The following is a 14,956-nucleotide window of genomic DNA, read 5'->3' on the forward strand; positions in this document are numbered from 1 at the left end:
CGGGCTTTTTCGGCAAGCAAGTAGCAGGCGCTTAGATAGGCCGGCTGCCGTACTTGTTGTCAGGCTTCTTGGGCGGATCGGCGACCACATTGGCCTCCACTTCCTGCACCTTGCCACCTTTGGCAAGGAACTCTTCCATGGCCTTGGCCAGGGCATCGCGCTCCTTGTTTTTGGCTTCGACGCTCGGCAGCTCATCGACTGACACAGCAGCCTTGGCCTTGCCTTTAGCGGTCGGAGCCGGCGCATCACCGCCGTCGTCGTCAGCAACGTCTTCCGCCGCTGCTTCCAAACCTTCTTCGGCCTCGTCTTCGTCACCTACTTCGAGGTCGTCGTTTTCCAGATCATCGTCGCTCATGTTCTACCTCATGACTTGCGAAAAGCAGATTAGTTATAGCCCAGCTTCGCCATCTGTCGAAGGCGGCCGGGGAAAATTCTACAACCGCTGGCTACCAGCGGTTTATGCCCCTTCACCGTGCACGGTGGCGAGGACTTTACGGGCACCGCCAAAATCACGGTGCTCGCCCAGATAAACGCCTTGCCAGGTCCCCAACGCCAGTCGGCCTGCCGAAATCGGCAAACTGAGCTGACAGCCAAGCACGCTGGCCTTGAAGTGCGCCGGGAGGTCGTCCAGGCCTTCGTCGTTATGCTCATAGCCGTCTGTGCCTTGTGGGATCAGACGATTGAAAAATCGTTCGAAGTCGCGACGTACCGCCGGATCGGCGTTCTCGTTGATGGTCAACGACGCCGAGGTATGCTGCAGCCACAAATGCAACAGACCGACCCGGCACGCCTTGAGTTCAGGCAGGCCGGCGAGTAACTCGTCCGTTACCAGATGAAAGCCCCGGGGCCTTGCCCGCAGGGTAATCAGAGTCTGTTGCCACATACAGTTCTCCGCACGTTCGGGGCGCATTCTAGCGCGCTCTGGGAAAAAACAAAGGCCCTAATATTCCTGCAATGCTGTAAGTCTTTCGCCCCAGAAAAACGCCCGGCGTAAACACGACTTAAGCCGTAGGAAAAAACCTTTCAGCTACGTCTTTAATGACAAATCCTGGACAAAAAAATGCCCGGCAAGCCGGGCAAGTTTTTTTGAGTGCGTCTTACAAGTTGTAGCCGCGTTCGTTGTGTTGTGCCAGGTCGAGGCCAACCGATTCTTCTTCATCGGTCACACGCAGACCCATGACGGCGTCCAGGACCTTGAGGATGATGAAGGTGACGATCGCGGTGTAGATCACCGTGAAGCCCACGCCTTTGGTTTGAATCCAGACTTGTGCGGCGATGTCGGTGACGGTGCCGAAGCCACCCAGGGACGGTGCAGCGAACACACCGGTCAGGATCGCGCCGAGGATACCGCCGATACCGTGCACGCCGAAGGCGTCCAGGGAGTCGTCATAGCCGAGTTTGCGTTTCAAGGTAGTGGCGCAGAAGAAGCACACCACGCCAGCCGCCAGGCCGATGATCAGCGAGCCCATTGGGCCCACGGTGCCGGCAGCCGGAGTAATGGCTACCAGACCGGCAACCACACCCGAGGCGATGCCCAGTGCACTTGGTTTGCCGTGGGTGATCCACTCGGCGAACATCCAGCCCAGTGCAGCGGCAGCAGTAGCGATTTGAGTGACCAGCATCGCCATACCGGCGGTGCCGTTGGCCGCAGCAGCGGAACCGGCGTTGAAGCCGAACCAGCCGACCCACAACATCGCCGCGCCCATCAGGGTGTAACCGAGGTTATGCGGTGCCATCGGGGTGGTCGGGAAGCCTTTACGCTTGCCCAGTACCAGGCAGGCAATCAGGCCAGCCACACCGGCGTTGATGTGAACCACGGTGCCGCCCGCGAAGTCGAGCACGCCCCAGTCGCCCAACAGCGAACCCGGACCGCTCCAGACCATGTGCGCGATTGGCGCGTACACCAGGGTGAACCAGACGCCCATGAAGATCAGCATCGCGGAGAACTTCATCCGCTCAGCGAACGCACCGACGATCAGCGCCGGGGTGATGATCGCAAAGGTCATCTGATAAGTAACAAATACTGCCTCTGGGAACAGCGCCGTCGGGCCAGTAATGCTGGCAGGCGTGATGCCCGCGAGGAAGGCCTTGGCAAAGCTGCCGACAAAGGAGTTGAGGTTGACGACGTTGACTTCCATCCCCGTGGTATCGAACGCCATGCTGTAGCCATAAATGAACCACAGGATGGTGATCAGACCGGTAATGGCGAAGCACTGCATCATCACGGAAAGAATGTTTTTGGACCGAACCATGCCGCCGTAGAACAGCGCGAGGCCAGGAATGGTCATGAACAGCACAAGGGCAGTCGAGGTCAACATCCAGGCGGTATCGCCGGAATTGAGGACTGGAGGCGCCACCGGATCTGCCGCCATAGCCAGGCCGGGCATTACGATGGACAACAGGGCTCCTAGCCCTGCGAATTTACGCAGAGTCATATTGTTTTCTCCTGGGGCGTTGGGGTTGTGGCGGCTTAGATTGCGTCGGTATCGGTTTCGCCGGTACGGATGCGAATCGCCTGTTCCAGATTGACCACGAAGATCTTGCCGTCACCAATCTTGCCGGTGTTGGCTGCCTTGGTTATCGCCTCGATAACCCGGTCAAGATCCTTGTCGTCAATGGCGACATCAATCTTCACCTTGGGCAGAAAATCGACCACGTACTCCGCGCCGCGATACAGCTCGGTGTGACCCTTCTGCCGACCGAAGCCTTTGACCTCAGTAACGGTAATGCCCTGCACGCCGATCTCGGACAACGACTCGCGTACATCGTCCAGTTTGAACGGCTTGATGATGGCAGTGACTAGCTTCATGAAAACTCTCTCCCGAATTGGTGGACTTGCCCCAGGAAAACAAACCCGACTCAAGTCTAAGCGCAGTGCCTGGCTTTGTAACGCATCGTCGGCCCAACCTGCCCGTCCGACGCCAGCTAACCACTCCGTGCGAAACTTCCCCGTTTCACGTGGCGCACTGCATTCGTCACAGCGACTGCATCAGTGCATGGGTCACTAGCGACTAAGCAGAAAGCTTGCCATCTCGCCAAAACCCACTGAATTCAGTCCCTTGGTCGCTGCTGCAAGCCGCTTCTCACAAACGCCGATGACATAACGCACAACAACAGTGCGCTGCCGTCCGTCCGCCTGCGCGAAAAGCGTGCATCCTTGGCTGCGGATTTGACTATAGACACTGCGTGATACACTGCCCGCCATTGTTTCCAGGACCTTTCCCATGCTCGCGCCCAAAGACTTCCTCGACGCCCTGAGCGGCACCGCCTCCCGCCTCTTCAGCGGCGAAACTCCGCTGCCGAAAAGCGAAATCGAAAGCCAGTTCAAGGCTTTGTTGCAAAGCGGCTTCAGCAAGCTGGATCTGGTGAGCCGGGAAGAGTTTGATAGCCAGATGGTTGTACTTGCACGCACTCGGGCACGGCTGGAAAGCCTTGAGGCGAAGGTCGCGGAGATGGAAGCGAAGCTCAATCCACCTGCCGAGTAACCCATCTGACAATGCGTTCCCCTGTAGGAGCGAGGCTTGCCCGCGAATAGCGACACCTCGGTCTCCCAGCCCTCCCACACGGGACGGACCACCCCCGTAGGAGCTGCCGAAGGCTGCGATCTTTTGATCTCCCGCCCCGCCACAATCTCGGCAACGTCCTACAAAGATCAGTACCGCCGTCCGATAGCGTCGCAAAGCCCCGACTCCTAAGCTCACCCGATGCTGAATGTTCAGCACTGGGTTTGGCGACCTGGAAGCTTAAGGCGTACGACGACCATCGACGGCGGGTTCACTTCCGCCACATCGAGTCATGGCGGCTGTGCGTGGGAGACCTTCGGGTCTGCCGGGTTCCTTTTGCTCCGGTTCGCCAACCCGCGTACAGCTGCCACCCAATCGTTTGGCGACGATTGACGGCAGCCCCTTTAGCAAAAGGAGTTGTATCAATGAATAGTGACGACACGTATCTGACACCACACACCTTCACCCGCCACAAACTTCACCTGCACGCCCTCCTCCTCGAAAACCAACCCTGGTTCAGCGCCCGCGACCTCGGCCGCCTCCTGCGCCTCTACCTCGACGAACGCGCCGTGCGCAAACTCGACCCCGACCAATACCAAACCCTGATAATGCTCAGCCACGGCACCGTCGAAAGCACCCTGCTGATCAGCGAATCCGGCGTCTACGCACTACTGATCTACCACTACTGCCCCGAATACCGAAGCCTGCGCGAATGGCTGACCCACGACGTAGTGCCCGTCCTCAGGGACGCGCAACAACCCACCTCAACCGAACGCCCGATTTTGAGCCTGCTGAACTGGCCAGAGATGTCATTGAGCTTGCTGCACTGGAATAACCAACCGTGGATTCGGCTGCAGGATGTTCCGCTGATGGTTGTGGAACGGGAAGAGCCGAGGCGCCCAGTAACGGGGCCTTGGTGGAAAAGAGCTTCGCGGATGCTGCAATCGCTATAAATCCGCATGCCCGTTTGGCTGGCGTCCTACAACTATTAGGGTATGACCCTACGAGAACCAGCGTCTGCGCCTGATTCCGTGAGTTCTTCGCTGTGATTAGGCTGGTTGCTTTCGCCTGCGCTGGTCGATCCTATTCGTCGAGTTCCAGACGATACACATTGATCGCCAGACACTCTGGTTCTGGATCCCTCTTGTCTGATTTGCTCAAGCTAAAAGAAAACACGCTGGTTCAGCATCCAGATGGTGGTTACATCTTTGGCACGATCCCCGATATGCCAAAATTCGGCTTGCCAGGCGGGAAGATTTATCTGCGGGTAGGTATCCACCGTCGAGCGAATAGTGGTTTTGGCGTAGTGCACATTTGGGAAGCCCATAGTGCCGATTTGCTCAAGCATGGTTGCCAGACTGCCGATGGAGTAGCAGCGATTGTTGCGAAAATGATCGTCCCGGGAGCACAAATCTATTGTGAGTTCAAAGAACAGCGATGTGGAAACAGGGTCGCTGTTCTGAGGACATCCATGGGAACAATGATTCTTGAACCGCGACACGAGCGCGCCACCGGATTTGGTTACTTCGTGGTGACTTGGTACCCGCAAAAACGCGCACATGGCACGTTAGTGGGACACATACCACGAGTACCATCAAATCAGAAATAAAAAAGGCGTCCGATGGACGCCTTTTAAGTATTTTTTGAGGAGTAGTCGCAGCGATTCTTTAGCTCCGGGCCTTACGGCCTTGGGTTCAGAATCCGACAGGCTAGCCCGTCGTCACTACTTCAGAGAAACCAGCTTTCTCTGCTGCCAAAAATGCGGGGGAGCTTTTACTGGTGCCCAGTCCCGACGAATGCGCAGTTGCAGTCCTCGAACGGGATGATCCGTCAATGCCGGGCGAGAGTCAACGCTCCAATTCAGGCAAGCAGTGACAGCCCATCGGGTCTTGATACGTCTTGTAAACCTCTATTCCAGCATTGAAACCCGGCTCAACTACCCTTCAAAAAACCGCAGGAAGCGGTTCCCGTAGAAGCTCAAGGAACGACCATGTCCCTCTCCATCGTCCATAGCCGCGCCCAGATAGGCGTGGATGCGCCCGCCGTTACCGTAGAAGTGCACCTGGCCAATGGTTTGCCGTCACTGACGATGGTCGGTTTACCGGAAGCCGCGGTGAAGGAAAGCAAGGACCGGGTGCGCAGCGCGATCATCAATTCGGGGCTGCAATTTCCGGCGCGGCGGATCACGTTGAATCTCGCCCCGGCGGATTTACCGAAGGACGGCGGGCGGTTCGATCTGGCGATTGCCTTGGGGATTCTCTCGGCCAGTGTTCAGGTGCCGACGCTGACGCTGGATGATGTGGAATGTCTGGGGGAATTAGCGCTTTCAGGCGCAGTGCGGGCTGTTCGTGGCGTGTTGCCGGCAGCGTTGGCGGCGCGCAAAGCCGGGCGCACGCTGGTGGTGCCACGAGCGAACGCCGAAGAGGCGTGCCTCGCGTCGGGGTTGAAGGTGATCGCGGTGGATCATTTGCTTCAGGCAGTGGCGCACTTCAATGGACACACACCGATCGAGCCTTATGTTTCCAACGGTTTGCTGTACGCCAGCATGCCCTACCCTGACTTGAATGAGGTGCAGGGCCAACTGTCCGCCAAGCGTGCGCTGCTGATTGCGGCGGCGGGCGCGCATAACTTGTTGTTCAGCGGGCCGCCAGGAACGGGGAAAACCCTGCTGGCCAGTCGTTTGCCAGGGCTGCTACCGCCGCTGGCCGAGAATGAAGCACTGGAAGTCGCGGCGATTCAGTCGGTCGCCAGTTGCGTGCAGCTAAGTCATTGGCCGCAGCGACCCTTTCGTCAGCCCCACCACTCGGCATCAGGCCCGGCACTGGTCGGTGGCGGCTCACGACCGCAACCCGGCGAAATCACCCTCGCCCACCACGGCGTGCTGTTTCTGGACGAACTCCCGGAGTTTGATCGCAAGGTGCTGGAGGTTTTGCGGGAGCCACTGGAGTCCGGCCACATCGTTATATCCCGCGCCAAGGACCGCGTACGCTTTCCGGCGCGCTTCCAATTGGTGGCCGCGATGAACCCCTGCCCCTGTGGATATCTTGGCGAGCCGAGCGGCAGATGCAGCTGTTCACCGGACATGGTCCAGCGCTACCGCAACAAACTGTCGGGGCCACTGCTGGATCGCATCGATTTGCACCTGACCGTCGCTCGGGAAGCGACTGCATTGAATCCTGCTCCCAAACCTGGCGACGACACGGCAACCGCGGCAGCACTGGTTGCTGACGCAAGAGAACGACAACACAAACGCCAGGGCTGCGCCAATGCATTCCTCGATCTGCCGGGGCTGCGCCGGCACTGCAAGTTATCCACAGCCGATGAAAGCTGGCTGGAATCCGCTTGTGAACGACTGACATTGTCACTACGAGCAGCCCACCGATTGCTCAAAGTAGCCCGAACCCTGGCGGACCTTGAGCAAGTCGATGGCATTAGCCGCGAGCATCTGGCGGAAGCGCTGCAATACCGACCAACAGCGAGCTGACCGTGATTACTCCTTAGTCAGATCCACCAACGGCGCTTGCCGCACTTCAGTCTCGCGCCCACCCTGAATCTCGCTAACACGATTCAACGCTTTATCCACAGCCCCCTTATCCGCCAACAAGCTGTAGCGAATCTGAAACTGCTTCTGCTCTTTCACCCCAATCGTCGGCACCAAACCAAGTGGCCGCTGATACCGACGGTTGTAGGAAAAGCTCGTCCCAGGCTCCAACCCAGTGACATAACCCTGCCCTTGGGTATCGGTGTTTTTCCACAACGAGAACACTGGCAACTGCTGAGTATTGAAGCCGACGGAAACCCCGAGGCTGCCAGCCTTGTTATGCAACACGGTCAGCGTGTCGCCCTTGGCATCGCCGTACGGCACGACGTTGTAAACCGTCTCGTCGTAATCCTTGGTCGGCGCACGGTAGGTCTGCCAGTCCGACAGTTCCGCTTTGGCCTTGTCGTTGAATGGCGAAACCTGCTTCACCGGCGCAGTAAAACGGGCGCCCTGTTCCAGGAATGGCGTGCTGAAGTTGCTGTGGTACAGCGCCTGGTATTCCTTCGGATAGTCGCCGTTGTTGGTCAACGTATCGTTGAGAGCAAACGCCACGCTGCCCGGTTCGGTGACCAGTTCGGTCTGCACCGAGAAGTCGACTTTCTTGAACGCCTGCTCCTTCAGCTCGCCGCGCAGGCTGATGGTGTACGGCGGTTTTTCGTCGATGTGCAGGGTTACTTTACTGGCCGGGATGTTGGCAGCGCGGCCGTGGAGGGTCAGCAGTTCGCCGTTGTCCATGCCGGGGTGGCCGACCCATTCGTAGCCGCAGCGGGCGACGAGTTCGTTGAAGCCTTCCAGCCAACCCAAGCCGCCGCGACCATTGAGTTCGATAAAGGACGGATTGACCACGTCCTTGACCGGCGAATCCCAGCCCATCCGCACATTGCCGACAGACGCTTGCAGGACGTTCATCCCACGGGTCGGCACCACCGAGAGTTTCAGCGTGCCGTTATCGATGTCGACGATGCTGACGCCCTCCTGCCGACCACCGTGCAAGGTGCGCAGGGTCACGGAAAAAGGTTTGTCGGTTGTCACCCCGAGTTGCTGGCTGGTGATCTGCCAGTTCTGGGCGGCTTTGTCGGTGTCGAGCAGGACGTAATCCCAGGCCAAGGCGTGGGAGGCAGCGGACAGCGCGCCGAGGGCGACGGCGAGTTTGAGCGGGGTCATGGGGAAAGCCTTTCTTGGAGTTGTATATTTTTTATAGCGCTGATGAATCGTTTCAGCAAGTGTATTAGATCGACAGATCGCCTGTTCTGCCGAAGATCTTCAGCGATGCAATCGCGGGCTTGCTCGCGAAGGCTATTTCAAAGGCGCCTCAACGAAACCGATCAACCTCTTGGCGCAAGTCTGCCGCCAGCGACTCCAATTCCTTGGCGGTAATGGCCAGGTTCGACACCACTTCGCGCTGCTCACTGTTCGCCAGCGCAATGCTCTGAAGATTGCTGCTGAGCAAGGTCGCGGTGCTGCTCTGCTCCTGAGTTGCCGTGGTGATCGCGGCAAACTGCTGCCCCGCCGAACGGCTCTGCTCATCAATGCGCGCCAGTGCCGATGCGACGTTGGCGTTGCGCGACAAGCCTTCCTGCATCAGCACGTTGCCCTGCTCCATGGTGCTGATGGCGTTGCCGGTTTCCTGCTGGATGCTTTGGATCATGCCGGAAATTTCGTCCGTCGCTTCGCGTGTCCGCGACGCCAGGTTACGGACCTCATCCGCCACCACCGCGAACCCACGGCCCTGCTCGCCCGCACGGGCGGCTTCGATCGCGGCGTTCAGCGCCAGCAGGTTGGTCTGATCGGCAATCGCGGTAATCACGCCGACAATGCCGCCGATTTCCTGGGAGCGCTGGCCGAGGGTGTTAATCACGGTCGCGGTGCTGTTCAAGGCACCAGCGATTTGCTCCAGAGAAGCGGACGCTTCCTCCATGGATGTACGACCGATCTGGGTTTGCTGTGCGTTTTCCTGGGCCAGACGCTGGGTGCTGCCCATATTGTCGGCAATGTCCAGGGACGTGGCGCTGAACTCTTCCACGGCGCCGGCCATGCTGGTGATCTCGCCGGACTGCTGCTCCATCCCTTCATACGCGCCGCCGGACAGACCGGACAAGGCCTGGGCACGACTGTTGACCTCTTCCGACGCCTTGCGGATGTGCTCGACCATGGTCGACAGCGCTTGGCTCATCTGGTTGAAAGCCCGGGCCAACTGACCAATTTCGTCATTGCTCGACACGTTCAGGCGCACGCTCAAATCACCGGCACCCAAGGCTTCAGCCTGACGCACCAGATCCCCCAACGGCGCCAGTTTGCTGCGCAGCAACCAGACTGCCGAACCCACCGCAATCAACATCGCCAGCAGGCTGCCAATCGCCAGTTTAATGCCGACGTTCCAGGTCACGGCGCTGATTTCGTCTTGCGGCATGCTTGCCACCACCGACCATGGTCCGCCTTCGAAGGGCACGGCGAGGCTGTAGAATTCTTTCGATTTGTCGCTCCAGAACTCGCCCTTGCCCGGCTTCTTCGCCAGCGCAACGATGGCCGGCACGGCTTGATCCAGCGCTTGTACGCCGGCGATTGGCACTAGCCATTTATTCTGTTCGTCGAGCAGTGCCAGGGAGCCGGTCTGGCCGATACGGAAGCGTTTAAGGTTCTCGAACTGCGCGTTCTGCGCGTCGGTGTAATCGAATCCTACGAACAGCACGGCAATCACCTTACCGCTGCTGTCGCGTACGGGGGTGTACTGAGTCATGTAGGAGCGGTCGAACAACAAGGCGCGACCGACATAACTCTGCCCCGCCATCAAGCGTGCATAGGCCGGGTGAGCGTGGTCCAGCAACGTGCCGATGGCCCGGCTACCGTCCTGTTTGCTCAGGGACGTGCTGACCCGAATGAAATCCTCGCCGCTGCGCACGAACAACGTCGCCACGCCGGCGGTCATTTGCTTGAACTCGTCGACTTCCTTGAAGTTGTTGTTCAACACTTCGCTGCCCAGGTGCAAGCCCGGGGTCTGCACGCCCGCGACGGTCACCGGCTCATCCGCGTGCACGGTGAGGCCCGCGCTGAAGCGCTTCTCGAACAGACCGCTCAGGCGCTGAGTGCTTTCACGCAACGTGCCGTGGAACGTACTCAGCTGATCCGCCAGCAACCGGGCCTCACTGGCCAGGTGTTCTTCGCGGGTGGCGAGGTTGGCGGTGTTCAGCGAGCGCAGTGCGAACACGGTGCTACCGCTGATGACAATCGCCAGAATCACGGCTAGCGCGAGACCAAGCTGTGAGGCGATCCGGGCACGGGGATGAGACATGACAGCTCCTGGCCGAGCGACCGGATCCTCCTTGATCCGGCTCTACGCTCAGCAAAATTTCTAATAATGGGAAAAACGCGAAACCGGCACGAAGGTTCCACAAGCAGATTTTCGGCGGCAACGCTGAATACTTGAGTAATTAACCCGGTTATGGCCACGGGCAGCTACATCGATTTAGCTCAAGCGTTCGACGTCCGGCAACTCCATGGCCCGGACTTCCCCTTGCAGAAAATCGCTGAGCCGGCGCAAACGTTCGCCACCGGGGCGGGTTTTCGGCCAGACCAGGTAATAATTCTCACCGCTGGCGACGGCGGTCGGCCACGGCAAACTCAGACGCCCCTGCGCCACGTCCTCGGCCACCATCAGCAAATCCCCCATCGACACGCCATAACCTCGGGCGGCCGCGATCATGCCCAATTCCAGCGTGTCGAACACCTGCCCGCCCTTGAGCGAGACCTGATCCGACAGCCCCATGCGCTCCAGCCAACTGCGCCAGTCGCGACGGTCCGGCGTCGGGTGCAGCAGCTCGGCGCTGGCCAGCCGCGCGACGTCCCACGGCTGATCCTTCAGAAGATTCGGCGCGCCCACCGGAATCAGCTCTTCGGGAAACAGGAACGTCGCCTCCCAGTCCGGAGGAAAATTCCCATTGCTGAGGATGACGGCGCAGTCGAACGGTTCGTGGTTGAAGTCCACGGAGTCGATGTCCATCCAGGCGCTGGTCAACTGCACTTCATTACCCGGTTGCAAGTGGCGAAAGCGACTGAGCCGCGCCAGCAACCAACGCATGGTGAGGGTCGACGGAGCCTTCATACGCAGGATGTCGTCTTCGGCGCGCAAGGTGTTGCAGGCGCGCTCCAGGGCCGTGAAGCCTTCGCGGATGCCCGGCAGGATCAGCCGCGCCGACTCGGTCAGTTGCAAGTTGCGCCCGCTGCGGTGAAACAGCCGACAGGCGAAATGCTCTTCCAGCGTACGAATATGCCGACTGACCGCGCTTTGGGTGATCGACAGTTCTTCGGCCGCGCGGGTAAACGAACTGTGCCGCGCCGCCGCTTCGAATGCGCGCAGGGCATACAAGGGAGGAAGACGACGTGACATGGAGAAAGCTCCTATAGCGGGATTCGGCAAACTTATCAGAAACGCCGCAGGATGAGTTTTAATCATGCCACCCATCCTTTTTATCCCTTTGTGCAAACCCCGCAGAGCGCCGAGAATCGTGCCTTTCCAGTTCATCTCATAAGGGAGCGTGATGACCATGCAGCATCCAGCACGTATCGAACTCTGGGCCATCCTGCGGCTGGCGGGGCCGTTGATTGCCTCGCAGTTGGCGCACATGCTGATGGTCCTCACCGACACCTTGATGATGGCGCGCCTGAGTCCCGAGGCGTTGGCCGGCGGTGGGCTGGGCGCGGCGACTTACTCGTTCGTGTCGATTTTCTGCATCGGCGTGATCGCCGCAGTCGGCACCCTGGTGGCAATCCGTCAGGGCGCCGGCGATATCGTTGGCGCGGCGCGACTGACGCAAGCCGGGCTTTGGCTGGCGTGGTTGATGGCGCTGGTGGCGGGGTTGCTGCTGTGGAACCTAAAACCGGTGTTGCTGCTTTTTGGCCAGACCGAAACCAACGTCCACTCCGCCGGGCTGTTCCTGACGTTCCTGCCGTTCGCCCTGCCCGGCTACCTGAGTTTCATGGCCCTGCGCGGCTTCACCAGCGCCATCGGCCGGGCGACACCGGTGATGGTCATCAGCCTCTGCGGCACCGTGGCCAACTTCCTGCTCAACTATGCGCTGATCACCGGGATGTTCGGTTTGCCGAAAATGGGCCTGGTGGGGATCGGCCTGGTGACCGCGATTGTTGCCAACCTGATGGCCGTGGCGCTGGCGCTGCATATTCGTCGGCACCCGGCGTATGACGCTTACCCATTGCGCCAGGGTCTGTCACGGCCGAACCGTCAGTACCTGAAAGAACTGTGGCGCCTGGGCCTGCCAATTGGTGGCACCTACGCGGTGGAAGTCGGGTTGTTTGCCTTCGCGGCGCTGTGCATGGGCACCATGGGCAGCACGCAATTGGCGGCGCACCAGATCGCGCTGCAGATTGTCTCGGTGGCGTTCATGGTGCCGGCGGGGCTTTCGTATGCGATCACCATGCGCATCGGCCAGCACTACGGCGCCGGGCAACTGCTCGATGCGCGGCTGGCCGGTCGGGTCGGGATCGCCTTTGGCGGCGCTTCGATGCTCGCCTTCGCCATGGTCTTCTGGCTGCTGCCGAATCAGTTGATTGGCTTGTTCCTCGACCACAACGACCCGGCCTTTCGCCCGGTCATCGACCTGGCTGTGAGCCTGTTGGCGGTGGCAGCGTGGTTTGAGCTGTTCGACGGCACGCAAACCATCGCCATGGGCTGCATTCGCGGGCTCAAGGATGCCAAGACCACGTTTTTGGTCGGGCTCGGTTGCTATTGGCTGATTGGCGCGCCGGCCGCGTGGATGATGGCCTTCAATCTGAACTGGGGCCCAACGGGCGTCTGGTGGGGGTTGGCGCTGGGACTGGCGTGCGCGGCGGTGAGTTTGACGCTGGCGTTTGAGTGGAAGATGAAGCGGATGATTCGGCGCGAGCCTGCGTCAGGGGCAAGCTTCCAAGTCGCCCAGCCTGACTGAGATCCCTGTAGGAGCGAGGCTTGTGTGGCGAGGGAGCTTGCTCCCGCTCGACTGCGCAGCAGTCGCAAAGATTTTGTGGCCGCTACGCGCCCAAGCGGGAGCAAGCTCCCTCGCCACAAGAGCCCGTCCCACAGATTTCGCGTTTAACTCACGATTTCGAGGGCGGGCTGCTGGCTGCTGCCAAAGGTCAAATACTCAACCAACTCCGCCAACGGCAAAGGCTTGCTGATCAGGTAACCCTGCACCTGATCGCAGCCAAAGCCGCGCAACAAGTCCAACTGCTCCGGGGTTTCCACGCCTTCGGCGACCACTTCCAAATTGAGGTTGTGCGCCAGGTTGATCATCGCGTGCACCAGTTTGCGGTTCTCTTCGCGCTCCTCCATGCCACCGACGAAGCTCTTGTCGACCTTGAGCAAGGTGATCGGCAGGCTGTTGAGGTGCACGAACGATGAGAAACCAGTGCCGAAGTCGTCGAGAGAGAAACGCACGCCGAGTCGGCCGAGGGCATCCATGGTCTGCTTGACCAGATCGCTACGGCGCATCACTGCGGTTTCAGTCAGTTCGAACTCCAGCCATTGCGCCTCAACGCCGCGCTCGATGATCAAGCGACTGAGGGTCGACAACAATTGGCTGTCCTGAAACTGCCGGAACGACAGGTTGATCGCCATGTGCAGCGCCGGCAAACCACGTTCGCGCAACGCCTGCATGTCGCGCAGGGCCCGGGAAATCACCCAGTAACCCAACGGCACGATCAAACCACTCTGCTCGGCCAGCGGCACGAACTCGCTCGGCGGCAGCAAGCCCCGTTCGCCATGACGCCAGCGCACCAACGCTTCGAGGCCGACGATCTGGCCGTCTTCAAGGTTCAGGCGCGGCTGGTAATGCAGTTCCAGCTCATCGCGACGCAAGGCCCGGCGCAGCTCGCTTTCGAGATCGGCCATGCTGCGGGCATTGCGGTTGATGCGTTCGTTGAAGATGTGAAAGGTGCAGCCCTGAGTGCTCTTGGCCTGCTGCATGGCGATGTGCGCGTGCCACATCAGCGGGTCGGCGCCGGCCTGGGCCCGGGCATGGGCAATCCCGAGGCTGGAGCCGATCAACAGGCTCTCGCCGTCGACCCAATAAGGCTCGGACAACGCTTCGGTAATGCGTTCGGCCATCCATTCGGCGCGTTGCGGCGCGCGGCGGGTGTCGATCAGCAGGGCGAACTCATCGCTGCCCAGCCGGGCCAATTGATCGCCGGCCTCAAGCTGGCTTTTCAGCCGCGCGACCACTTGCAGGATCAATCGGTCGCCGGCCTGATGGCCGAGGGCGTCGTTGGCATGACGAAAGTTATCGAGATCGAGGTGGCCGAGGGCCAAACCGCGGCCGTCGTTTTCCGCCAGACGCGCCGCCAGCAGGGTCTGGAAACCCTGGCGGTTGGCGATGCCGGTCAGCGGGTCTTGCTCGGCCAGGCGTTGCAGGGTGTTTTCCAGCACGCCGCGCTCGCGCACATGGCGCAGGCACCGGCGCAACATGCCGGCGTCGAGCATATCGCGCACCAGCCAGTCACTCACACCGTCGGGCGGGGTCAGCGGCTCGTGTTCGAGCAACATCACCGTCGGCAGGCTGCAACGGCCAGGCAGAGGCTGAAGGGCCGGGATCGTCAACAACACCGCACTGCGGTTGTCTTCGAACAAACTGCTGACCGACTCCCAACTCGGCGCGCTGATCAGCACTGCCGAGCTCCCCATTGGAGCCAGACACTCGCGCAACAACGCTGCCCACGCTGGCTCTTCGGCCAGTAGCAGCAAACGCAAGGGTTCGACAGGCGTAGACAAGCTAGCTCCCTAGACTCTGCTAATGATGTAGGCGGCGGGCATTATGCCGCGCCGATAACCAATGACCAACTGACCTGGGTTATCAAACGCGGTTTTGTATCTGGAATACGAACATTAGACGCAAAACCCCCGCGCATCCTGCGTGAAAGTACCAAA

At 60.0% G+C, this 14,956-nt stretch carries 13 protein-coding genes; 5 read left to right on the top strand and 8 right to left on the bottom strand.

Features of this window, described 5'->3' with window-relative positions; translation table 11 throughout:
• Positions 1-31: 31 nt before the first annotated feature.
• The 4 genes from sutA to glnK all read right to left on the bottom strand — a co-directional run bounded on the left by sutA (position 32) and on the right by glnK (position 2,809).
• A complete protein-coding gene (sutA, locus tag JFT87_RS03595) occupies positions 32-355 on the bottom strand; it encodes a transcriptional regulator SutA (protein WP_201198856.1) in 324 nt (107 codons plus the stop codon).
• A 102-nt stretch (positions 356-457) separates the two neighbouring features.
• Positions 458-883 carry a secondary thiamine-phosphate synthase enzyme YjbQ gene (locus tag JFT87_RS03600; protein ID WP_033060691.1) on the bottom strand — a complete coding sequence of 142 codons (426 nt, stop codon included), beginning with the start codon at positions 881-883 and terminating at the stop codon, positions 458-460.
• A 214-nt stretch (positions 884-1,097) separates the two neighbouring features.
• The gene (locus JFT87_RS03605) at positions 1,098-2,435 is read right to left on the bottom strand and encodes an ammonium transporter (protein WP_201198858.1); all 1,338 of its coding nucleotides are present in this window, start codon (positions 2,433-2,435) and stop codon (positions 1,098-1,100) included.
• A 35-nt stretch (positions 2,436-2,470) separates the two neighbouring features.
• Entirely contained in the window at positions 2,471-2,809 is a 339-nt protein-coding gene (glnK, locus tag JFT87_RS03610) for a P-II family nitrogen regulator (RefSeq protein WP_002555808.1), read from the bottom strand.
• Positions 2,810-3,224: 415 nt separating this feature from the next.
• Between glnK and JFT87_RS03615 the strand changes: the two genes are divergently transcribed.
• The 4 genes from JFT87_RS03615 (at position 3,225) to JFT87_RS03630 (ending at position 6,987) form a co-directional block, all read left to right on the top strand.
• Entirely contained in the window at positions 3,225-3,485 is a 261-nt protein-coding gene (locus JFT87_RS03615; protein WP_201198860.1) for an accessory factor UbiK family protein, read from the top strand.
• A gap of 443 nt (positions 3,486-3,928) precedes the next feature.
• Positions 3,929-4,456 (top strand): BRO-N domain-containing protein, encoded by a 528-nt coding sequence (locus tag JFT87_RS03620; protein WP_201198862.1) that lies wholly within the window; start codon positions 3,929-3,931, stop codon positions 4,454-4,456.
• Positions 4,457-4,647: 191 nt separating this feature from the next.
• Positions 4,648-5,112: a hypothetical protein gene (locus tag JFT87_RS03625; protein ID WP_201198864.1), complete on the top strand. Its 465-nt coding sequence runs from the start codon at positions 4,648-4,650 to the stop codon at positions 5,110-5,112.
• Positions 5,113-5,493: 381 nt separating this feature from the next.
• A complete protein-coding gene (locus JFT87_RS03630; RefSeq protein ID WP_201198872.1) occupies positions 5,494-6,987 on the top strand; it encodes a YifB family Mg chelatase-like AAA ATPase in 1,494 nt (497 codons plus the stop codon).
• Positions 6,988-6,993: 6 nt separating this feature from the next.
• Here the strand turns inward: JFT87_RS03630 and JFT87_RS03635 are convergent, their stop codons facing one another.
• The 3 genes from JFT87_RS03635 to JFT87_RS03645 form a co-directional block, all read right to left on the bottom strand.
• Complete coding sequence (locus tag JFT87_RS03635; RefSeq protein ID WP_201198874.1) at positions 6,994-8,208, bottom strand: aldose 1-epimerase family protein; 1,215 nt, start codon at positions 8,206-8,208, stop codon at positions 6,994-6,996.
• Between the two features lie 148 nt (positions 8,209-8,356).
• Positions 8,357-10,333, bottom strand: coding sequence for a methyl-accepting chemotaxis protein (locus JFT87_RS03640; protein ID WP_201198876.1), 1,977 nt, complete (start codon positions 10,331-10,333; stop codon positions 8,357-8,359).
• 174 nt (positions 10,334-10,507) lie between these two features.
• A complete protein-coding gene (locus JFT87_RS03645) occupies positions 10,508-11,428 on the bottom strand; it encodes a LysR substrate-binding domain-containing protein (RefSeq protein ID WP_201198878.1) in 921 nt (306 codons plus the stop codon).
• Between the two features lie 157 nt (positions 11,429-11,585).
• Here JFT87_RS03645 and JFT87_RS03650 point away from each other — a divergent pair, with 157 nt between their 5' ends.
• Entirely contained in the window at positions 11,586-12,983 is a 1,398-nt protein-coding gene (locus JFT87_RS03650) for a NorM family multidrug efflux MATE transporter (RefSeq protein WP_201198879.1), read from the top strand.
• 143 nt (positions 12,984-13,126) lie between these two features.
• Here the strand turns inward: JFT87_RS03650 and JFT87_RS03655 are convergent, their stop codons facing one another.
• Positions 13,127-14,800: a putative bifunctional diguanylate cyclase/phosphodiesterase gene (locus JFT87_RS03655; protein WP_201198880.1), complete on the bottom strand. Its 1,674-nt coding sequence runs from the start codon at positions 14,798-14,800 to the stop codon at positions 13,127-13,129.
• Positions 14,801-14,956: the final 156 nt, after the last annotated feature.

It is taken from the genome of Pseudomonas sp. TH15 (assembly GCF_016651105.1).
Classification (GTDB): Bacteria; Pseudomonadota; Gammaproteobacteria; order Pseudomonadales; family Pseudomonadaceae; genus Aquipseudomonas.